The sequence below is a fragment of the Ktedonospora formicarum genome (assembly GCF_016587355.1).
Lineage (GTDB): Bacteria > Chloroflexota > Ktedonobacteria > Ktedonobacterales > Ktedonobacteraceae > Ktedonobacter > Ktedonobacter formicarum.
The window spans coordinates 164,652-185,904 of the sequence record NZ_BNJF01000005.1 but is presented as its reverse complement, the minus strand read 5'-3'; the positions used below and the strand labels follow the sequence as shown (position 1 = coordinate 185,904).

At 50.5% G+C, this 21,253-nt stretch carries 18 protein-coding genes; 9 read left to right on the top strand and 9 right to left on the bottom strand.

Going from position 1 to position 21,253, the window contains the following annotated elements; all coding sequences use genetic code 11:
• Nucleotides 1-65 precede the first annotated feature (65 nt).
• Entirely contained in the window at nucleotides 66-575 is a 510-nt protein-coding gene (locus tag K3T82_RS37090) for a GNAT family N-acetyltransferase (protein WP_220198542.1), read from the top strand.
• A 56-nt stretch (nucleotides 576-631) separates the two neighbouring features.
• On the opposite strand, the gene K3T82_RS37085 is transcribed toward K3T82_RS37090, so the two are convergent.
• Nucleotides 632-1,969, bottom strand: coding sequence for a Gfo/Idh/MocA family protein (locus tag K3T82_RS37085; protein ID WP_220198541.1), 1,338 nt, complete (start codon nucleotides 1,967-1,969; stop codon nucleotides 632-634).
• Nucleotides 1,970-2,548: 579 nt separating this feature from the next.
• Here K3T82_RS37085 and K3T82_RS37080 point away from each other — a divergent pair.
• From K3T82_RS37080 to K3T82_RS37060, 5 genes are all read left to right on the top strand, one after another.
• A complete protein-coding gene (locus tag K3T82_RS37080) occupies nucleotides 2,549-4,501 on the top strand; it encodes a glycoside hydrolase family 15 protein (protein WP_220198540.1) in 1,953 nt (650 codons plus the stop codon).
• Nucleotides 4,502-4,715: 214 nt separating this feature from the next.
• On the top strand, nucleotides 4,716-5,087 hold the full coding sequence (locus K3T82_RS37075) for a VOC family protein (protein ID WP_220198539.1): 372 nt from the start codon (nucleotides 4,716-4,718) through the stop codon (nucleotides 5,085-5,087).
• 316 nt (nucleotides 5,088-5,403) lie between these two features.
• Nucleotides 5,404-6,006, top strand: coding sequence for a GNAT family N-acetyltransferase (locus K3T82_RS37070; RefSeq protein WP_220198538.1), 603 nt, complete (start codon nucleotides 5,404-5,406; stop codon nucleotides 6,004-6,006).
• Between the two features lie 607 nt (nucleotides 6,007-6,613).
• A complete protein-coding gene (locus tag K3T82_RS37065) occupies nucleotides 6,614-7,360 on the top strand; it encodes a DUF1345 domain-containing protein (protein WP_220198537.1) in 747 nt (248 codons plus the stop codon).
• Between the two features lie 283 nt (nucleotides 7,361-7,643).
• Nucleotides 7,644-11,105 carry a CHAT domain-containing tetratricopeptide repeat protein gene (locus K3T82_RS37060; protein WP_220198536.1) on the top strand — a complete coding sequence of 1,154 codons (3,462 nt, stop codon included), beginning with the start codon at nucleotides 7,644-7,646 and terminating at the stop codon, nucleotides 11,103-11,105.
• Between the two features lie 184 nt (nucleotides 11,106-11,289).
• On the opposite strand, the gene K3T82_RS37055 is transcribed toward K3T82_RS37060, so the two are convergent.
• The 5 genes from K3T82_RS37055 to K3T82_RS37035 form a co-directional block, all read right to left on the bottom strand.
• Nucleotides 11,290-11,886, bottom strand: a complete 597-nt coding sequence (locus K3T82_RS37055) for a dihydrofolate reductase family protein (RefSeq protein WP_220198535.1) — start codon at nucleotides 11,884-11,886, stop codon at nucleotides 11,290-11,292.
• A gap of 124 nt (nucleotides 11,887-12,010) precedes the next feature.
• Complete coding sequence (locus tag K3T82_RS37050; protein WP_220198534.1) at nucleotides 12,011-12,796, bottom strand: aminoglycoside adenylyltransferase domain-containing protein; 786 nt, start codon at nucleotides 12,794-12,796, stop codon at nucleotides 12,011-12,013.
• A 28-nt stretch (nucleotides 12,797-12,824) separates the two neighbouring features.
• A complete protein-coding gene (locus tag K3T82_RS37045) occupies nucleotides 12,825-14,381 on the bottom strand; it encodes an XRE family transcriptional regulator (RefSeq protein ID WP_220198533.1) in 1,557 nt (518 codons plus the stop codon).
• A 275-nt stretch (nucleotides 14,382-14,656) separates the two neighbouring features.
• Entirely contained in the window at nucleotides 14,657-15,265 is a 609-nt protein-coding gene (locus tag K3T82_RS37040; protein WP_220198532.1) for an extracellular solute-binding protein, read from the bottom strand.
• Complete coding sequence (locus K3T82_RS37035; RefSeq protein WP_220198531.1) at nucleotides 15,220-15,981, bottom strand: type 2 periplasmic-binding domain-containing protein; 762 nt, start codon at nucleotides 15,979-15,981, stop codon at nucleotides 15,220-15,222. Before K3T82_RS37035 ends, K3T82_RS37040 begins: the two co-directional genes overlap by 46 nt.
• A 335-nt stretch (nucleotides 15,982-16,316) precedes the next feature.
• Between K3T82_RS37035 and K3T82_RS37030 the strand changes: the two genes are divergently transcribed.
• From K3T82_RS37030 to K3T82_RS37020, 3 genes are all read left to right on the top strand, one after another.
• A complete protein-coding gene (locus tag K3T82_RS37030) occupies nucleotides 16,317-16,892 on the top strand; it encodes an alcohol dehydrogenase catalytic domain-containing protein (RefSeq protein WP_220198530.1) in 576 nt (191 codons plus the stop codon).
• On the top strand, nucleotides 16,829-17,299 hold the full coding sequence (locus K3T82_RS37025) for a zinc-binding dehydrogenase (protein ID WP_220198734.1): 471 nt from the start codon (nucleotides 16,829-16,831) through the stop codon (nucleotides 17,297-17,299). The genes K3T82_RS37030 and K3T82_RS37025 overlap by 64 nt, the downstream gene beginning before the upstream one ends.
• 244 nt (nucleotides 17,300-17,543) lie before the next feature.
• Nucleotides 17,544-18,359 (top strand): LLM class flavin-dependent oxidoreductase, encoded by an 816-nt coding sequence (locus tag K3T82_RS37020; protein WP_220198529.1) that lies wholly within the window; start codon nucleotides 17,544-17,546, stop codon nucleotides 18,357-18,359.
• Nucleotides 18,360-18,420: 61 nt separating this feature from the next.
• Here the strand turns inward: K3T82_RS37020 and K3T82_RS37015 are convergent, their stop codons facing one another.
• From K3T82_RS37015 to K3T82_RS37005, 3 genes are all read right to left on the bottom strand, one after another.
• Nucleotides 18,421-19,353 carry a BtrH N-terminal domain-containing protein gene (locus K3T82_RS37015; RefSeq protein ID WP_220198528.1) on the bottom strand — a complete coding sequence of 311 codons (933 nt, stop codon included), beginning with the start codon at nucleotides 19,351-19,353 and terminating at the stop codon, nucleotides 18,421-18,423.
• 16 nt (nucleotides 19,354-19,369) lie between these two features.
• Nucleotides 19,370-20,197, bottom strand: coding sequence for a MerR family transcriptional regulator (locus K3T82_RS37010; protein WP_220198527.1), 828 nt, complete (start codon nucleotides 20,195-20,197; stop codon nucleotides 19,370-19,372).
• Between the two features lie 187 nt (nucleotides 20,198-20,384).
• Nucleotides 20,385-21,215 (bottom strand): alpha/beta fold hydrolase, encoded by an 831-nt coding sequence (locus K3T82_RS37005; RefSeq protein ID WP_220198526.1) that lies wholly within the window; start codon nucleotides 21,213-21,215, stop codon nucleotides 20,385-20,387.
• Nucleotides 21,216-21,253: the final 38 nt, after the last annotated feature.

The window sequence follows — 21,253 nt, the reverse complement described above, 5'->3', positions numbered from 1 at the left end:
GCTCATGTGGTGTGATATATTGAGCAAGCCACTACTTTGCTCATATCAGAAAGGAGTCCCCTCCATTGGATGTACTTGAAACAGATAGGCTGATCCTCCGCCATCTTACCACTGAAGATGCCGCCTTTATTCTCGCGCTGGTAAATGATCCCGCATGGCTGCGATACATTGGAGACAATGGAGTGCGAACCCTGGAAGATGCTCGTAGCTATATTGTGCGCGGTCCCATTGCCATGTACGCCCGTGAGGGCTTTGGCCTGTATCTAACCGCGCTTAAAGAAGATCGTACACCGATTGGGCTCTGTGGCTTAATCAAAAGAGATGCTCTGGAGGATGTAGATATCGGCTTTGCTTTTCTGCCCCAGTTCCGCACTCAGGGCTACGGCTATGAAGCAGCCTCGGCGGTACTCACCCATGGAAGGCAGGTGTTGGGATTACAGCGTATTGTGGCTATCACCTCGCTTGATAATGAGCGCTCAGCCCAGTTGCTAGAAAAGCTGGGTCTACATTTTGAGCGCCGGATCACACTGCATAACGATCCCGAGGAGCTTCGCTTATTTACGACAGAGAACTGAAACATAAGGAGGGCGCGCACTACCAGCGGTAGTGCGCGCCCTCCTTGGTAATAGCACTAGGCGTTAGGCAAACTGGCGGCATCCAACTCCGTCGTGGTGGATTGGGCGGCTTCGGCGAGACGCTCAAAGCCCCAGCGACGACCATACTCGTTCATTTCGATTACACTGTTCTTCAGGCGTGCTTCCTCAGCAGCAAAGGCCATCAGATGGCTCTGTACGGAGGTTGTAGCGGCGGTCAGACCCGTCTCGCGACCATCGCTGCGTACCAGACGCAGGAAGTCACGGATGATTCCATAATCACCACCACCATGCCCCTGTGGACCACCCTCGTTGGGTAGCTCAATAACCTTATGGGTCCCACTCACAAATTCTTTGATCTCGATACGATTGGTTTCACGCGCCATCGTTCCCCACATCTCGCCCTTCGTACCCATAAGCTTGATCTTACGCGTGACATCATCGGTAAAGGCGCTCATGGTGAAGACGGCGGTTATGTCGTTGGCGAAGAGCATATTCACGACCTGGTGATCAACGACATCGTTATCACAATGATAGACGCAGCGCCCGTATGGTCCCTCTTCCAGAGCCTTCATGATACCCTTATCGCTGATGTCAGAACTAATAACCGATTTGGGCCAGGCATCGTCACCATTCAGATAGAATTTAGGAGCGAAATAGGCGCAATTGTGCGCAGCCGGGCAGCCATCGGTGCAGCGCATAGGCGCTCCGGGAGGCGCGTTCTCCTCACGGAAATGGGTAAGCGTACCAAAGGAGGAGAGGCGTACACAGTCCGCGCCCGCGAGCCACAGCAGGATATCCATATCGTGGCAGGACTTCGCCAGAATCATCGGGCTAGAGAGCGCGGTATTGCGCCAGTTGCCACGCACATAACTATGCGCGTAGTGCCAGAAGGCGACGTTTTCGCTATGTTCAATTGAGATTAGACGCCCAATCGCATCCTCGTCCAACAGGCGCTTGAGCGCGCTAAAGAAACTAGTGAAGCGTAACACATGACAGATAGAGAAGACACGACCAACTTCCGCCGCGTATGCCCCCATGCGCACACATTCTTGAGGATCAGGCGACATTGGCTTCTCTAGCAAGACATGATAGCCCGCTTGGAGCGCCGCCATCGCCGGCTCATAGTGCATTCGGTCCTGTGTACAAATCAGGACCGCATCGGCAAGTTTGGGCTGGCTTAGAAGGTCGCGCCAATCGCTAAACGCACGCTCCTCTGGAACATGGTGCAATTGTTGAAACTTGCTAAGCCGAGCCGGGTTTGCGTCAGCGACGGCAACAAATTCAAGCTCATAGGGATTCTTGAGCGCATAGGTTCCATAACTCTCCATCCCCCGAGAGCCCGCGCCTATCAGCGCGATTGTAACTTTCTTCATGAGCGTTTCTCTGATCTAGGATTTTTTAATGGACGCGACTACTCAGGACCTCTCGCCGCCTTGAACGGCTCGCAGGGCCAGGGAATACCAGGGAATCAGGCTGGAAGCCCTGTTCCCCATACACATTCCTTGACCCTACGAGGGGTATAAGCACTGAAAACATTAAATAAATTCTACGAAGTTTCCTCACGAAGCGTCGAGAGAACTCCGCGAAGAATTGAAATTATGTCTTGATCTCACCACTTTACGCCAGAAGGTTAGCCTTTTTTAAATGTCGTGAACCTACAATGCATGCCTTCTATTCTTAATGACTACCATGCATAGGGGTTGTATGACAGCCTAATCCTAATCTTCCCCCTTTGCCTGTGAAATGGCTCACAATCTCCATTTAGCTTGTGTAAACCGCCTATAGTAGCCTATTACTAGCCCCCCAAAAGCCCTTTATTCTCACCAAACAATCTTCCATACTTTTCCTATCTTATGGTTGAGCATCAGCGTCGAGAGCAAGCTCAACCTAGCCCACATCACTGCCCACATCGCCAGAACACAAGAGCCATGTCTAGAGGGGATTTGGATCACATGGTCACAGACAAACAACAGATACGGCACTATCAACAGATCAATAGCTATGGCGTCATCGGCGACTGCCACTCAGCGGCATTGGTCGCCCCTGATGGCTCAATAGATTGGGGCTGTTTCCCAGATTTCGACAGCCCGGCTGTTTTTTGTCGCTTGCTAGACGCGGAACGTGGAGGGTACTTCCAGATCGCGCCTGTGGATACAAATATCGGCGGCAAACAACGCTATATACCCGATACCAACGTACTACAGACGACCTTTACTGGCGAACTCGGGCGAGCGGTCCTTACAGACTTTATGCCTGTCGAGGACTTGAGCGCCTGGACATATCGTACGCTCAATAATAATACCTGGGCGCGAGAGAATGGTTCCTGCCATTCACTTGTGCGTGTTATTAGCTGTCTCGATGGCGAGATGACCCTGAATATGCATCTCAAGGTGACTCCCAATTATGCTGGCACCCCTGCTACGGTTAGCCTCGTCGAGAACCAGAGCGGCGTGATCATCACCAGTGAGAAGCAACATGTTGGACTGGCAATTCTTGGCATTCGCGATATAGATTCCTTCAGCATCCAATGCGAGCAGGGAGAGCAAGACGAATATGCGACTGTGACCGCGAGCTTCAAGCTTTATGAAGGCGAGCGTCTGACCTTCGCACTTGGCGTTGGGCGCAGCCCTCGCGCGGTACGTCGCCTCGTCGAATGGGATCTCCTGCAACGTAACTTTGACTGGGAATTGGCGCATACGCTTTCCTGCTGGCGCAAATGGATCGCCCAGACCGAATATAATGGCCCATATAAAGATTGGGTCAAGCGTAGTGCCCTGGCACTGAAAATGTTAAGTTATGCCCCCACAGGTGCGATTGTGGCGGCTCCTACAACATCACTCCCAGAGGAACTAGGTGGCATGCGCAACTGGGATTACCGCTATACCTGGCTACGCGACTCCGCCTTTACCCTTTACGCCCTCAATATGCTCGGCTTTACTGAAGAGACACGCGCCTTCACGCGCTGGCTGCTCCACCTCTCCTATAATGATGGCGAGGAACTGCAAATCATGTATGGGCTGCGCGGCGAACGCGAGCTACCAGAGGAGTTACTCACACATCTTAGCGGCTATCGTGACTCCCAGCCCGTACGCATAGGTAATGAGGCGGCTCAACAGAAGCAGCTTGACGTCTTCGGCGAGATGATTGACTGCATCCATCTCTACTGGAATAGTGGCAGCTTTGACCGCTATGGCGAACAGCCCAACGGTCCACTCTGGATGCTGATGCGTACCCTGATCGAACATGTCTGCGCACACTGGAAGGATACCGATAATGGCATCTGGGAGGTACGCGGAGATCCTTCGCAATTCGTACACTCCAAAGTCATGTGCTGGGTGGCACTTGACCGTGGCGTGCGCATGGCCCAACAGTTTCATCTTCCCGCCGACCTGGAGCGCTGGCAAGAGGTACGCGCTCAGATCCGCGAAGATGTCCTGGCACATGGCTACAACCCTGTCCTCCAAAGCTTTACGCAGCGCTACGAAGACACCTCGCTCGACGCCTCCAATCTGATCATGCCCCTGGTAGGCTTCATCGATGCCAACGATTCGCGGATGCTCGCCACCGTTGAGCGCACGCTTGAGAAGCTGACCGATCCCCAGGGTTTCGTCTATCGTTATCGCAACGAAGACGGCCTGAATGGCGATGAAGGAACATTTACGAGTTGCACATTCTGGCTGGTCGAGAATCTGGCACGCCAGGGACGCCTCGATGAGGCTCGCCGCCTCTTCGAGCTTGTGCTAACCTGCGCGAGTCCTCTGGGACTCTTCTCCGAAGAGGTCGCCCCCGGTAGCACGCTCTCACTCGGCAACTATCCCCAGGCTTTGACGCATATCGCCCTCATCAATAGCGCGGTCGCTCTCCAAAAAGCCGAACAGCAACAACAGCCCAGCAAATCCGCCTGACCTGCATGGCTTTGATATTAGAGTTAGAGAGACGCGGGATAGTGAAGCACTGCTCTACTATCCCGCCTGTATTTTCCCTTTCGGAAAGAGCGCAAGATTCGAGAAGTTTTCCTAGTCCAATGAGGGTATACTATTCTGGTTGAATTAATAACTCATGCGACGGAAACCGCTGGTAGACATGACTATGAGCAATCATTGGAAGGGATAGAAAAACATGTTCACGAAAATTGGAACCATTACAGTAGGCGTTAGCAACCAGGATAAAGCCCTCGATTTCTACGTTAACAAACTTGGCTTCGAAAAAATCGACGACCAGCCCATGAGCGAAACTGAGCGCTGGGTAGAAGTTGCGCTTCCCGGCGGGCAGACCCACATCATGCTCGGTCTGCGTGGGCAGAGCGCCAGCGACAGAACAGGCATGACAGGCTTTGTCCTGCATACCGATAATCTAGAGGAAACCTGCTCGACACTCAAAGAGCGCGGTGTCACTCTAACCGTGGAACCGAGCACTCAACCCTGGGGCAAATGGGCACAATTCAGAGACCTTGATGACAATGAATTTGGGATTTGGGCTCCCGCCTGGTAGGCATTTATCTCGCAAAACCAGCCTGTTCATGAACAGGCTGGTTTTCGTTTTTCTCCCCTCTACCGTTTCGTGTAAACATCACACTTCTTCATATCAATGTTTTTGCTATCGATCACACTACTCTCTGCTGATAATGCAGAACTCTTTATAGGCTCAACAATAACACCGGCAGCTATTACACAAGAGATGTCTTGGCAACTGTTCCCTCTATCGATCACACTTCGTTGAGTTGTCATCATCCAAGCCCAGCAGGTATACTTGAAAATATTCACCTCTTCCGATTAGACGCAATGGACCAATCACGAAAGGATAGTACATGAGCATACTCGCTTACCGTTCACTTACCCCCCTCTTCGATGAACTTCACGACGACCGCATTATTGTGCGCCCATATAGAAAAAGCGACGCCCAGGCACTTTTTGACGCCGTCAATGAATCGCGCGAGCACCTGCGCCCCTGGCTCCCCTTTGCCGACAAACACCAGACCATAGAGGAAACACTGAATTGGATTAACGTGGTACGAGCCCGATGGGTGATGCGCGAAGATATAAATTTAAGTATCTGGGAGAGAGAATCTGGACGGTTCCTTGGTGGTACCGGACTCCATCCCCGCACCTGGGAGATTGGCTACTTTGAGATAGGTTACTGGCTGAGCGCATCCGCTGAGGGGCATGGTTACCTTTCGGCAGGGCTCAAACTTTTGATAGAATTCGCCTTCACTTCGCTCAAGGTCCAGCGCCTTGAGATCCGCTGTGACGCCAGAAATGTCCGTAGCGCTTCCGTCGCGCATCGCCTTGGCTTCACACAGGAAGGGCATCTGCGTCATGATGGGAGCACCCCTGATGGCTCGTTACGAAATACACTTATCTTTGGGCTCCTCGCAGAGGAGTATGCTTCTACCTCTAAAATAGCACGCTAGCATAATGTATATTACACTCCTATTTTAGTGTAATGTATACGCACATAAATGTGCGTAGTTGAGTTCTCATTCACTTTTACTTATATTTATAAGGAAACCTGAGCGCTACGATTAACAACGCCGTGCCCTCGAATGAGGGTTGTTTTTTGCATAAGATCTTATACTTTGACATCAAACGGTGACGCGAGAGCATAGACGATGCTCTCGCGAATTTTGTGTCATAACTTTAACACGTTCATGACATAAAACCTCACCTTATACATACAAACTGGCAGTATAGACAACTAGGATTTTTATCTAGATTGGTTATCAAACACTGGTACATATGGTATTATTAGCCTGCCGTTTCTACTGTTACTTACTTTTATAGAGTTGCTGGTATAGAGCTGCTGATATATATACACATATACATTAGTAGTCATCTATAAAACAAGCAATTGTATAAAATAAGGCACTCAGAGCAACTGAGTAATGCCATGTGTGATTATGTTCACCAGTCAACAGAATGAGAATAGTAAGGAACAATATAAAGTTCCATCGTTCAATTTCTATTTCCAGTTGCTCTTTGAGTGACACCACGACTCATTCATAAGGAGAGAATTCATTTATGGAACAATCTTTACAGCAAGGACATGCTGAAGAAAGCCAAAAAGAATCGACCTTCAAACGAGCAAGTTCATGGAAGTCACTGATCATTATCCTCGTTATTTATGCTCTGTGCTTCTTCGTGGATTACTCGGTTAACGTCTTTGATAAATTATTTGCAATACCCGCAGTAGCAACATTTGTAGGCCCTGACGATCCGGGGGATAATTCTTTTCTCCCAGACATGCTTATCTTTCTCACACCATTCGCTGTTCTCGCACTTGCCTGGATCATTGGACAGATGCGATTGATGAGATTCATTCTTGGTATCGCCCTCTCCCTCGCCACGCTTTATATCGCTATCGTCAACACAGTCCTCGTATATACATTGGGACAATATCAAAGCAAGAATGGCAGTGACCTTGGTGCACTGGTCTGGAATGTTCTTCTCATCTGGTTCATGATCATGGTGATCTTTGCCGCATGGTACTGGTTCCTCGATCTCAAGTGGGGAAGAAGGAACTTTGATTCCAAGAAAAAGGAATTGGTCTTCCCACAGCAGGCGGATGACTTTCATGGCTGGGATAATTGGAAGCCCGGTGTCTTTGATTACCTGTTCCTTGCATTCAATACGAATACCACTTTCGGCCCCACAGATGTGGTTGTGCTTTCACAACGGGCCAAATTCTTCATGGTATTGCAGACAGTGCTGGCATTGCTCACCTTCGGCGTCGCCTTCGCACGCATCACCAGCATGATTGGGGGATAGCATTCCCACTTTTTCGATTGTGTGCTCTTGCTGGGCAAGAGCACACAATCGTTTTGTTTTAGGGGCTTGATGTTTTTGTTACTCCTGTAAGCCAGAGCATTTAGAATACCTTTTCACACGCATTGGCTAGTAAAACATGCCAAGTATGTGGCTAGATTACACTGGTTTTCCCGGGCCATCCGGATTGACGCCTCAACGAAAATCAGAAAGAGCTATCAGATGCTTTTGCATTCCTCATCAATCTGGCGACATAACCATCTTTTTGAACATGGAGAGTAGTTAGATGGAATTGCTCCTTCACCTTCAGAGCGAGACTGAAGTCGCAGTGATCTGTGATGGACAACACTCGCATACCTTTGATCCTCAACCACTTCATTTTGAAGAGGACGAAGAATCGATGCCATTACATGACGATGTAATGGCTTATGGAAAGAAGCTCTACGAAGCGCTCTTTGCGCCTGGATCTCTCGCGCGCCGCGCGCTTGCTAGCCGCCCAGAACGCTTGTTGTTAGTCGCGACAGCCACTGAACTCGACTCAATCCCCTGGGAATACGCCTATGGTTCATATGGCGTTGAAGATTCACAACTCCCTGATTATTCTGAAGGCTTCCTGCTTCTGGAATGCCACTTTGTGCGCGGCTTACCAGCGGAAAGCCGGGTCGCGCCACCAGTGTTACAGAATGGCTTGCGCATTGTTTCGCTTTTTTCCGATCCACTGAGTGAGGACGTAGCCCAACTTGATATGACAGCGGACTGGAACGTCCTGGAAGATAGCATTCGGGATGTGCCCCAGGCTATTACTCTGGAGCGAGTGAGGCCCCCTACTCTGGGACGGGTACGTCAGGTGGTAGCCGGACAAAAAGATCTGGTACTCTACTTTTCTGGACACGGTGGGCAAAACGACGAAGGTGCCCTTCTGTGTTTTGAGCAGGAAAACGGTGACCTGGATGAAGTATCAGCAAAAGATCTGGTGCGACGGCTGCGTGGTTCTGTTTTCCTGGTAACGCTCAGCGCTTGCATGAGCGCGAAGCCGGGTCCCACCGCATTTAGCAATCTGGCGGCGTCTCTCGTACACCAGAAGATTCCCTACGCGCTCGGTATGCGCTTCTCAGTATATGAGAGTGACGCACGTGTGTTCACTGAGATATTCTATAGTGAACTAGCACGTGGTTCGTCAGTTGAAGAGGCGCTCTTGCAGGCGCGCCTGGAACTAGCGCGAGGAGAGCGGCTCTGGATGGTAGGGGCCCCGGTGCTCTATACATCTCTGCAAGAGCCAGCATCCGGCTTTGTATCCCGCGAAGGTAGTCTAGTCATTAAAGATACCACCCCACCAATGGAAATACGTGCGCTTCCCCGCGCTGAAGGTATCTTTCAAGGGCGACAGGGCGATCTCAAGGCGTTGGGTACATATTTAACGGCGGACCAGCGTCCACGCCTACTCACGCTTCACGCCGGAGGTGGGCAGGGCAAATCAGCCCTGGCTCGCGCGCTGGTGGAGCGATTCGCCTGGGCCTGGCCCGGTGGCGTCTGGGCCCTCTCATTAGATCCCTTACCGAAGCATACGGCCTTTGTAAGCAAGCTAGCTCGTTTCCTGGGCATCTCCCCAAAAAGAGGCTCATCCACTCAGGAGATTGAGAAGCAGATTCTTCAGCGGCTGGCGCAAAAGCGTACCCTGCTGATCCTTGATAATGTTGAAACGTTAGTTGGAGAGCTAAAGGCTAACAATCCAATCGCTCTGCAACTGGTGGAGTGGATTAATCAAATTCTGAGCTCAACGAGCGCCACTATTTTGATGATTTCCCACATCTTTCTGGGTTGGCCTGATGAGACGCTCTATGATTTATCAGGACTCTCTGAAACCTTTGGGGCCGCTCTGTTCACTCAAAGCGTTCCCCAGCGCCGAAACGAGATTGATCTTGCACTGGCCCAGCGCTTGAGCGAGAAACTGGATGGACACCCACTTAGCCTACGCTTGCTGGCGAGCGCTTTTAACGCGAGTAAGATCGCGCTAGATGTCTTCACTGAGGCGGCAGAAGCCCATCTGCAAGAAGCCGAAGAGAAATTCACGGACCTTGAAAATGGTCAACAACGCAGGCTCTATCGTTGGATTGAAACCACTCTCCATTTCATGGAACCGTCTCTGAAGAAATGCCTGAGCGGCTTGTGGATCTTCTATACAGACTTTTTGTCTGAGACGGCCACCAGTATTTTTACGCCTGACGCAACGGAAAAGCAAGAGCAGGGCCCATCTATCCCGGATCAACTCCATCAACTCTGGCTACATGGCCTATTGAGCTATAAATCAGCGGTGCTGGACGATGTAACATATTCCGTCTATGCTCTCCCACCGGCATTACGCCCCTATATCCAGCACCATTTAGAGCAAGCGCTGTCGAGCGAGGAGTTGCTCTCACGTTATGGGGCGGTATATGCCGCGCTCTTAGAGCGCATCTACACCAATCTGGATAGCCATGAATGGGCATCAACTTTCGCTCAAATCATGGATGAAGATTTTGAGCGCGCGAGCGCATATCTCGTAGGTATCGAGCAGGCCACCTATCTTTGCCATTGGGGCTGGGTTGTCTACCGCCAGGGAGATGTTTTGCGGGGTCTACAACTGCTCCAGCAAGCTCAGGAATTACTTAAAGGCAAGAAGGCGCAAGATCTGAAGTTAAAAATTACGAACCATCTAGCACAGATCTACAGTTACCTGGGGCAGCATCAGACGGCGCTTCAACTCTACCAGGAAGCATTGTCTATCAGGCAGAAAAAAGGTGATCGCGCCGGAGAACCCATTACCCTCAATAACATGGCTGAAACATATATGGACATGGGCGAGCCAAATGAGGCCCTCCCTTTGCTAGAACAAGCCTTGCCTATATGGCAGAAAGTGGAGGATCGCACAGGGGAAGCCATCACCCTTACCAATATAGCTGGCGTCTATCGGGATACCAAACGGCTTGAGGAATCTCTCGCATCCTATGAACAGGCTTTGTCCATCATCAGAGAATCAGGGAATAAGAATGAAGAAGGCATTACCCTGAATGGCATGGCAGAGCTTTATGTGCGGATGGAGAAGTATGATGAGGCAAAGCAACTCTTCGATCAGGCTTTCAACCTGTGTACCCTGGTTGGAGATACGACCACCTGTATCCTCATTGTGAATAACGTAGCGGAATCTTACGTGCAGCAGGAGAACTTCCAGGAAGCATATAACATATATGAACAGGCGCTTTCAATCGCAAGATCTGCGAGCAATAAAGCTGGTGTAGCAGCAACACTTATGCATCAGGTACATCTGCTTACGCAGACAGAGCAAGAAGCGGACGCACTTCCACTCTGTCAGGAAGCCCTTACGATTGTCCAGGAACTTGGAGACGAGGAAAGTCAAGCAAAGCTCCAATATATGCTTGCGTTATGTCAGGCAAGGCTTAATCAGAGCGAAGAGGCACGTGCCACATTCACAGCCGCACGTGAAGCAGCTCAACAGTTGTCTCTCACCAAATACGAAATTCAGAGTTTGATCGAACTGGCGGTCTTACTTTATCGCGACATAAAGCTTCCAACTGATGCCATAAGCGCTTTGGAGGAAGCCATTACTCTGCTTCAATCTAGTGGCCTGGTACAGGAGATTGGAAAAACCTCCGAGGAATTACAGAGTGTGCTTGATACGATGCGCAGGGGCATGCCTCTAACGACAGAAAATGACGAAGAGGTTGCTGAACAATCTGGTGTCGAGCAATAGGCTGTGGTTAGCTTGCCCTGCCCAGAGCTAATCCCATTAACATGATGTTTTAAGGTTTTCGGGAGAGCGTCTTCTAACGCTCTCCCGAAAATGCAAACATTGAGACAAATTCAGCTCACATCTGCTACATGGAGACACAATGATGGCCTTCCTTGGGCCTATCTTTTGAAAGGACGAGAGATGTTTATTGGCTCTTGTGGAGAACTTCGTAGCGTATGAGAACGTTATTGGAGCCCTCCCAATGGATAACCTCGGCGACTCGCAGCGCTGCATCTGGCGTACCTACGAAGACAGGTATTCCCTCACCTAAAACGACATTGCCTATCATCAGATGGATCTCATCAATCAGGCCATGTGCCAGCAGATCATTCCATAGAGTTCTGCTGCCGGTTATCAAAATATTTTTGCCGGGCTGACGTTTCAGTTCGGCAATCTCTTGATAGGCATTCGCGCGCCTGATAATATGAAAACCGGGCAAACTTCCTGTCAAAGTATCCGAGACAACAACATTTTTGACAGATTTACCCTCTTTTATGATCGCCCTTTGTTCATCGGTCCACTCATCAGAATCTGGATTTTCGGCGACCTTGGGCCAGTAACCATGAAACAATTCGTGAGAGACACGACCCACAAGAAACGTGTCAGATTCACGCAACAGTTCCGCATTATAGCCATTGAACATTCTATCGCCCATCATTGGAAACATCACAGAGGGATCATTATTCAATCCAGTATGATATCCATCCAGAGAAACCATATTGTAGACGATAATTTTACGCATACTATCGCTCCTCTTGCTAGTCAAACGCCTTAGCAGCATTGTAGAACAAGAGGTTTCGATTAACTTCTCTGATCTTGCTTTCTTCTACTAAAGAGAGTAGAGGGCGCAGGCTGATGCACTGCGCCTACATATGGGGTGTTTGTTTGCAACGTTCGGTCATATCGAAGATAAAGCGTTGGGTTTCGGACAGAGGGAAAGTATGATCGATTGGTTCGGAGGGTTGCTCCTCTCGCCAGTGGTGAGCCTGCCTGATCAATCCAGCCCATTCGGGCACTTCCAGCGCTGCCCAGGCAGCCGCCCGCCTCTTAGAAGCAACCTCACCTGTTGTGAGCGTATAGAGTGCCCGGCACATGGTCAAAATAGCGTAAGCTTGCGCTCCCCGGTGTGTAGTCCCCTGCACCCACTCACGCCATGCCTGTGCGTGCTCTCTGACCACCTGGAAATACTCGGTTCTGGTAATCGGATCTATCACCTCCGTTGGCGCGGGGCCGAAGAGCGTTTTACCATATTCGCGCACAACATACCAATTCACCAGCCATTCACGCCCTGCCTCCTTGGTATGGAAAGGCTCGCCAGGGCTGATAATCGCGATCTCGCTCGCCTGTGTCCGATAGGTTTTCAAGGCAGTGAGCGAAAGATAGGCAACTTCAATCCGGTTATCCCATTCCATCCTGGTAAGCACAAAGTCGTGGTGCATTTCCCGCAAACGCTTAAGCTCTTCCTCATTGAGAGGGAGGGAGGTAACCACTAGCAGATCAATATCACTGCAATTCAGATCGAAGTCGCCTGTTACCAGAGAGCCATAGAGATAGCAACTCACAAGCTTCGACCCGAGAATAGTACGCCATTCTGTAAGAAAATTTTCCAACAGGGCATTAACATCGGCATATGGTGTTGGTTTTATCGACATCAAGAAACAATCCTTGGAAATCTAAGATTTAGCGCGTCCGGTCAATGAAGCGCTCCGAGCGCTTGAGATACATCTCAGCTACCTCGTACAATCCGAAACGCTGAAGCATTGGGAGAAGGACGACTGAGCCCTGAATCAATGCTTCCGGTAGATCACGCTCACAAGCGATCTTGAGCGCGGTAAGAATGTTATGCTTTTCTGGTTCCAGGCGCTCCGCTTCGGGAGCCTCCCGCTTTACCAGTTCACAGAAGTAGCTCAACATACGCTCGTAGGCCCCACCAGGATCATAACAAGATCTGGCATATTCCGCAACGACCGGATGGAGCATATAGCGACCCCGCTCGCTCTCAAGCAAGCCACTATCAGATAACTGATCCAGTGTCTCTTCATTTCCTAACCCGTGGCAGACTGCCAGCGCGGCACCTTCGTCAAAAGTATGTGGTTTGGAAGGAAAGACCGAAAGGGCCGCCAGTGTACGAAGCGCGGGTTTATCCAGAGTCTTGACACTTCGCTCCATACTGCTACTAAGCGAGTAGGTAGTACTTCCATCTTTCTGTTGTTCGACCAGGGTACGTGGCGCACTTAATTGGAGGCGGGCTTCCGCATGATAGAGATGCGCAAGGGCACGTTGAAGGCGACGCGACTGGTGTCCATATGATTGCCTCTGAAGGTACTTACCAATGAGGTAGAGCACAAGAGGCAGACCACCCGCCGTCGAGATGACTGAGCGCAGGGCTGACCAACGCCGGACGTGGATATCTGGCACCATACGCTCCAGAAGATCCATGCTGGCCTCCATATCTAATTCAGAGACATAATAAGCCCCATTATGCGCGAAGGAGGAAGCCACCCACGGAATACGAGTCGTCAACAAATACGAACAGTTGGGGCCACCTATTTTCAACGCCATCGCCGCCTCGTTCGTCCAGACATCATCCAGGATAAAGAGTATACGACGCCAACCTATACGCGTGCGAATCGCCTTCGCCAGTTCGCCCGGCGAGGAATACTGATCAATAATTGCCTGCTCCATCCCCAGCACCCCTCCCCAACGCCGCAAGAGGTCAAATGTGTCCGGTTCCTGGCCCAAAGACGCCCAGAGAATACCATCTTGAAAGCGTTGCTCAATGGTTTCATCATATGCCAGCGCGATCACCAATGCCGTCTTGCCTACACCTGGCAAGCCATAGAGAGCGGTCAGGGAGAAGCGCTCCTGAGTACATAGACGCTCGCGCAGGTAGAGAAGTGGATAATCACGCCCCACAAGCCCACCCATCTCCATATGAGGCAAGGGCAATGCTGGATCATGCAAAAAGTATGAGGAAGAAGCGTGTGTTGGTACATCCTCCAGTCGCCCCTCAGTATGGCGTCCTTCAACCTCATCTTCATATAAGAGTCCTAGCTCCTGAGGCGACCTGGCATACAGATCACATAGCTTCTGCAAGAAATAGGCACTGGGTGAGGCCACACCACGCTCCCAACGTCCTATTGTTTTTGGATCAGCAATACCAATCCGCTCCGCTACAAATTCCCGGGTCCAACCCCGCCGCTGCCGCTCACGTAATAATAATTCATTTGGCTGCATTCTGGCATGTTTTCTCAAAGCCTACGGTCCTTTCCGCTAGCAGAGATTAAAGCGGTTATCTAATTCCTCTATGCTCAAGTAAGACATGCGCCTTTTTTCAGGATACAACATATTTTTGTGTGCTACACAGTAATAAGATATTTTTAGCTATTTATTTGTAACAACTCGGGGCTCTTCTATAGCCTGAATATTGATGGATATGGGTGGGCTTACCTTAGCAACTCCACCCATACTCATCATCAGATAAACGGTTTCACGTCGCAAGAAAAATAGCTTTACGGTTGTAGCGCCCTCAGATCATGTTCCATCTTCTTCAAGGCATCCTGAGGTTTCTCCCATCCTTTTAAGACTCCAAATACATGGTTGCGCAAGACAGCAGATAATTCTGTGTACCTAGGTGAAACCGGACGGGGGAGCGCATCCTGTAAAATTGGCTTCAATTTGCCAAAGAGAGGAGATTTATGCGTGAGGTCAAAATCATCATAGAGGCCTGCCAGGCAGGGCATCCAGCCCGCGTTGATCGCTCCCTGTTTCTGGGCATCGTGCTGAATCATCCAGTGTACGAAATTCCAGGCGGCCTCAGGCTTCGTAGAAGAGGCGTTTATGGCGAGACTCCATCCCCCTAGTGTGGAATGGCTGACCTGCCTATCCTTACCATGTGGAAGTGGAGCGATATCGAATTTGCCTTCGACAGTTGATACCGTCGCGTCATTGGCAAGAAAATAGGCCTCAGGCCAGTTACGCATAAATACTGCCTCGCCTCGCTGCCACGCGAGCCGCGCTGATTCGCTAGAGTAGTCGGTTACCCGCGAAGGTGAGAGTGTTTCAACCCAGTTTGTCATAGTCTGGAGAGCAGCCAGAGCCTGGGGTGAGTTAATCGACACATTGCTGCCGCTATCCAAAACGGCCCCCCAAAGCCATGCAAGACCTCAACAAAATTACAGACAAGATCTTCGTTCTGCCCTCCCTGCCAGACATAGCCATATTTAGCTTTCGCTGGCACATGCTCCTTACTCAAATCAAGCATCTCATCATAGGAGAGTGGAGGAGATCCGACGATATCTGTGCGGTAGAAGAACACGCCGGGATCAATGCGATAGGGAGCCGCCCATAGCTTTCCCTTATAGGTGCAGCCACTGATTGGACCTCGCACATGTTGTTTACGCTCATTAAGAGGCCACATATCCTCTGTAATGGGCGCAATCCACTTCGCAGTTCCAAATTGTGCGGGATAGGTAATATCGAGTGAGAGAATATCAAAGGTATTGCTTCGCGTACCCAAGGTTGTCGTATATCTGGTCAAAAGGGTACTATCCCTATCTGGCCCCTGTAACCAGGTCACATAAATGCCTTTCTCTCGCCCCTGAGTCTGATTATAGGTCTCCACCAGTTGCGCATAGGTATTGGTGGAGTCATTTTCGCTCTGCCAGATGAGATTTATCACATCTCCAGGCTCGCTACAGGATTCAAGCAGAGAGAGCGCGGCAGTGCCCCCCAGGCCAATAATAGCCGCACGCTCTAAAAAGGTTCGGCGCTTCATACGTCCCACACGCATTTTGACGAGTATCTCATCAAGAAGCTCACGTTGCTCTGAAACCATACGACCCCTCCCTGGTCGAATTACGAGAACAAACTTATATAACCTAGCTCCAGAATCCGTCTCAAAACATTGCCCACCACAATGCATAACATTACTTATACATAAAGACTCGCAAACTCATTCCCAGATGACAATCTGGGAATAAATGGTAAAAAATACTTATGAATGAGAAACTAACCGTACTAGCAGGAAGACAGGAGGCAATAAAATAGAGCTTGATCTATTTTATTGCCTCGCATTACACAGTAAAGGTTGTGCATATGAAGCAAATCTAGCGGTTACAATAGAAGGAGAGTGAGTAATCATAGAAGGCTCAGTATAAAGGGGAGAACGACATGAAGGCCGCATATATTCAGCAGACAGGAGATATCTCCAACATTCGTTACGGGGACCTGCCCACGCCCCCAATTGGCCCTTGTGATGTCCTCGTCAAAGTCGCCGCAGTAACTGTGAACAATGTGGATACCGATATTCGTTCAGGCGTGATCCAAACCGCGCTCCCCACCCCTTTTATCATCGGGCGAGATATGACAGGAATTGTAGAGAAAGTCGGTAAGGATGTCTCTCTCTTTCATCCAGGAGAGCGAGTATGGGCCAATAATCAGGGTTATAATGGGCGACAAGGAACCTTCGCCGAATACGTAAGTATCGCAGAAAACATGCTCTACCACCTGCCCCCAACTGTCGACCTCTATGAAGCAGTGACGGTGCTACACTCTGGGCTGATAGCGATTATTGGGCTTTTTGACAAAGCCCACCTACGCGACAATGAGTGCATCTTCATCAATGGTGGGGATGACGCGATAGGAACCGCTGTTGTTCAGCTTGCACGGGCGATGGGGCACGCATCATTGTTACCTCTGCCCACCCTGAGAAAACGCAATGGTGCGAAGATTCGGGCGCGGACCTGATCATTAATCACAAGACACAGAATGTCAATCATGCGATCAAGCAATTCGTGCCTCAAGGTGTTGATGTTTATTGGGACGCTACCAACCACCCTGAGATTGAATGCGCACTCAACGCCATCGCGCAAAGAGGGCGCATCATCATCATGGCTGGTCCCCAGCATCAAACGACGCTAATGGTAGGCCCATTCTATACCAAGAACTGCTCCATCTACGGCTTTACAGTCTCTGATGCTACGATCGACGAACTGCATACCTATGCCTCACAGATCGACTACTGGCTCGGCAGAGGTGTACTCAGAGGAAAGGTCGCGCTCAGACTCCCCCTCTCGCGCGCCGCCGAGGCCCATCAGCTCGATGAGTCCGGCTCACTCGTTGGCAAAATTATCCTCTCCCCCGAATGGGAATAAGCAATATGAAATATCGAAAACTAGTGTAACTATATTATGTTGATATTACGCCACAAGGTGCGAGTCAGGGAGTCTCCCGACCCGACATCTTTATGTTTCGCCCCCTCACAGACGACACCAGTGAATGAATATAGGAAGCCCGCGCGCCAGCGAAACAATGCGAACAGAATATGACAGAGGATGGCATGAATGGTGCACTATACTTCTTCTGTACTTAAACATGAGCTCACAAGGAGGATACATCATGCAATACGGCTTTGTCATTCCCATAGGGGATATTCATACGATAGCGGAACTGGCTCAACTGGGCGAAGAAGCAGGTTGGGATGGAATGTTCTATTGGGATGGAATCTATATCGAATCCATGCCTGAGATGTATGATCCCTGGGTAGTAATGGCAGCTATGGCGATGCGCACGCAGAGGGTGCGCCTGGGAGCGATTATTACGCCATTATCACGCCGCCGTCCCTGGAAAGTCGCACGCGAGGCCACGACCCTCGATCACCTCTCTCACGGACGTCTGATATTGCCTGTAGGACTCGGCGCACTGGACGATGGCGGTTTTGGCAAGGTAGGAGAGGCCACAGACCGTAAGGAGCGAGCAGAATTGCTAGATGAGAGCCTGGATATCATTACAGGCCTGTGGAGCGAACGGAGCTTCACCTACAAAGGCAAGCACTATCAAGTGGATGGATTAACATACAGGCCGACGCCAGTACAGCAGCCACGTATCCCTATCTGGGTTGTTGGAGCCTGGAAACGCGAAAAATCTATGGCCCGCGCACTACGCTATGATGGGCTCCTCCCCAACAATATGAATGGTCCGATGACACCCGAAGAAATGCGCGTCATGCGCGACTATATCGCTGAGAGGCGCACCTCCCCCTTCGACATCATCTGGGAGGGAGAAACCCCCGGTAACGACATGGAACGAGCCTCATCCATTGTACGTCCCTGGGCTGAGGCTGGCGCGACCTGGTGGCTAGAGTCTCGCTGGTCAACTCAGAATATAGACGAGGTACGCGCACGTATCCAGCAAGGGCCGCCTCGCATATCTTAACTATAAGAAAGGAGAACTAAACCCTGTTGGCGGCAGGTAATTAGTTCTCCTTAGTGCATTCTTATGCCCCACTGAGCGAGGCGATAAAACGCTCCTCCTGTTCCGCCAAGCGTTCTAGCAATTCGGGCAGTATCGCCCGCTTCTTAAGCGATGACGCCTCTTGAAGCTCACCAAAGGTCTGACACTGCTCCCAGCGCAAAGCAGCGGCGACTGGAAGCTTCTCACGCAGAAAGAAAGCACTATCCAGGCAACGTTGCCCCGACACGCGCCAATTAAAATAGGGTAGCCCACCCAGAGGAAACTCACTGGCCTTGCGCATATCAGCCGCCAGAATGCGCATAGCATTGGGACCATGGTGGATTTCAATGTCGCCGGGAAGCCTTTCTATGGTCTGGCTGAGATTCTCACGGGCGCGAGTTAATGTCTTACCCCATACTTCCTCCTCTGTTGGCGGCCCCCCCTGCTCACCAATGCACCACAAGCCATATGGCTTGCCTGTATACACATCGCGTTTCCAGGCTTCTAGAAAGTCCGTCAGGGAAAGTGAAACGGCTGGATAGCCATCGGGATCATGCACAATGACCGTATCGGAACGGCGTGCTAGCACAACGACAGCATGATCCGAGCCCAGGCAGTCCTCATGATTAGGCATATAGGTCAGATAGCCCATATCGAGCATACCCGCGACAACTGGTCCAGAGCGAAGGGCCTCATCCAGCGCGGCGAGGGCCACTGTAGCATCAGGGTAGCCAGTATAGGAGTAATCATAGTTCAGAGTACGCAACAGTTGTTCACCCGCGAGATGATAGAATGAACCATTCACCGCAAAGAAGCCCTGTCCATCGCGCACGTAGACAAAGCCAAATGGCTCACCGCTAACGCACTCCAGCCATGGCAAGGAATAGGAATGCCCCTGGTGAGCCAGGACCATTTGGAGAGACTTGATCAGGCAATAGCTCATACGTCCCTCGAACGGGACCAATGGAAATGACATGGGGCAACCTCCTGTACTACGGAATCGCCTTATCAGCGATAATCGAATACTGAATCTCGGTCAAATACATCTCTGGGTCCGTTGTATGGACCGGGCTATGATGATAGATCTCGCGTGCGGGTCCTTTAACGCGGTAACCGCTCATAGACAACCAGCTATCAAGCGCGGCATAAGCCCTCTGTATGTTTATATAATCGCCCTGATAAATCACACATGCCATCAGTTCACCGCCGGGCAGGCGCATCACACACAATCCATCGTGAGCATATGGTAAAGTGGCAGCAGGCGTCCCAACAAAGAGATCCAATGCCTCATCGTTTGAGTCTTCCTCAAAGTAGAGATGAATCAAAGGCCCATTCGACACCACATGATGGACCTCGAACAGGTGTCGCGCCACCGCCTGAGCAAAGGGACCAATCTCCTCGGTCGAGGCCACGCTTTGCCGCTCACCAATGAGGGTCAGAGGCTCTGATCGCTTGAGCGCAACATCATAACGTGGCACATTCTCAGCACTGGCAAGTTGCTCAACGCGTGCATGCAAACGCTGTAAACGAGCCTGCTCAGTCGCCACTATTTGTTGCTGAGCAACGAGGCGCTGTTGTAAAAGGGTTTCAATACTTGCGTTATCCTGAGTATGTAAAAATCGCGCAATCTCTTCTAGAGAGAAGCCACAATCCTTAAGAGCCAGAATTCTCACTGCATCCGCAAGCTGAGCCATCTCATAGAAGCGGTACCCACTTTCAGGATCAATATGCGAAGGGAGTAATATACCAAGAGCATCATAATGACGCAGCATCTTAATGGATATCTGACTCAGTCGCGCAAATTCACCTATTCTGAGCATCGCCCCCCCTTTCATTTCCGATGACAAGAGCATACACTCTCCCATTGTGGGAGAGTCAAGAGGCTGGAAATAAATCAAAAGAGGAGGTGAGAGCATCGTGCACACCATCCTTGCATAGACCATCATCGATGGTTTCGTGAAACCCTCCCAATGCAATCCAACGCGCAAGATTGCTCAATCAATGGAATCACAATGTTGGTGAGTGATCGGTAACGTTGGTGGCTTCTTCCACGCGGTCCAACCACTCCTGCATGAGGGTGTGGCACAGTGTATCTTGCTCAATATTCACAAAATGACCAGCCCGATCAAGCACTGCAAACGTTGCTCTTGGGAATGCATCCAGCAGATTCCAGGCATCGCGGTAGCCACATAGATTATCCTGACGGGCGGTGATAATGAGTGTGGGTCCTTCAAAGGGAGTATGTGAATTATCTACATCAATGGAGAAGGGATCAGAGGCCGCTAGCCGCTCTTGAAAGGCATGGTTGGCAATCGCGACCTCCGCTTGCAATGTATGAGCAGCCTCAACTACTAGAGGGCTTTGCACAACGAGAAGGTCCGCGAGGCCTGGATATAACTGTGCTACCAGCGTTGTATCTTCTACCAGTGTGTTTTTTGGCGGGAGATGGTCCTGTATAACCGGGGCAGTCACCTGAGGAGCACAAAGCAACACTCCATCTATTAATGCGGCTCTGTGGGAGAGTACGCCACGAGATAAGTATCCTCCATACGACAGACCAGCCAGCACGAAGCGTTGACCTGGTATGACCTTATCGATAAACGCTAGCATCGTTTCAAGCATTTGATCATGTGTGGCGAGATGATCCATGCCTGGAGTAAGACCTGAGCCGGGCAAATCGGGATAGATACGCAACCAGCCATCGCGCTGCGTAAAGACAGGTTCCATAAACCGTAGCATTATACGATGATCACTGGGCCGCCCTGGTAACATCACAATAGGTCGACCAGAACCATAGGTTTCATAGAAGATTTCAATTTCTCCGAGATCACATTTCATGTGTTAATATATTCCTTTCAGACGATTCTTATATGGCA

Bases quoted from the DNA above. Each gene is read 5' to 3' on its own strand.
- K3T82_RS37075 (WP_220198539.1), top strand. From the start codon at position 4,716: ATGTTCACGAAAATTGGAACCATTACAGTAGGCGTTAGCAACCAGGAT.
- K3T82_RS37010 (WP_220198527.1), bottom strand. From the start codon at position 20,197: ATGCTCAGAATAGGTGAATTTGCGCGACTGAGTCAGATATCCATTAAG.
- K3T82_RS37005 (WP_220198526.1), bottom strand. From the start codon at position 21,215: ATGAAATGTGATCTCGGAGAAATTGAAATCTTCTATGAAACCTATGGT.
- K3T82_RS37035 (WP_220198531.1), bottom strand. From the start codon at position 15,981: ATGGTTTCAGAGCAACGTGAGCTTCTTGATGAGATACTCGTCAAAATG.
- K3T82_RS37045 (WP_220198533.1), bottom strand. From the start codon at position 14,381: ATGCAGCCAAATGAATTATTATTACGTGAGCGGCAGCGGCGGGGTTGG.
- K3T82_RS37070 (WP_220198538.1), top strand. From the start codon at position 5,404: ATGAGCATACTCGCTTACCGTTCACTTACCCCCCTCTTCGATGAACTT.
- K3T82_RS37030 (WP_220198530.1), top strand. From the start codon at position 16,317: ATGAAGGCCGCATATATTCAGCAGACAGGAGATATCTCCAACATTCGT.
- K3T82_RS37015 (WP_220198528.1), bottom strand. From the start codon at position 19,353: ATGTCATTTCCATTGGTCCCGTTCGAGGGACGTATGAGCTATTGCCTG.
- K3T82_RS37085 (WP_220198541.1), bottom strand. From the start codon at position 1,969: ATGAAGAAAGTTACAATCGCGCTGATAGGCGCGGGCTCTCGGGGGATG.
- K3T82_RS37060 (WP_220198536.1), top strand. From the start codon at position 7,644: ATGGAATTGCTCCTTCACCTTCAGAGCGAGACTGAAGTCGCAGTGATC.
- K3T82_RS37055 (WP_220198535.1), bottom strand. From the start codon at position 11,886: ATGCGTAAAATTATCGTCTACAATATGGTTTCTCTGGATGGATATCAT.
- K3T82_RS37020 (WP_220198529.1), top strand. From the start codon at position 17,544: ATGCAATACGGCTTTGTCATTCCCATAGGGGATATTCATACGATAGCG.
- K3T82_RS37050 (WP_220198534.1), bottom strand. From the start codon at position 12,796: ATGTCGATAAAACCAACACCATATGCCGATGTTAATGCCCTGTTGGAA.
- K3T82_RS37080 (WP_220198540.1), top strand. From the start codon at position 2,549: ATGGTCACAGACAAACAACAGATACGGCACTATCAACAGATCAATAGC.
- K3T82_RS37065 (WP_220198537.1), top strand. From the start codon at position 6,614: ATGGAACAATCTTTACAGCAAGGACATGCTGAAGAAAGCCAAAAAGAA.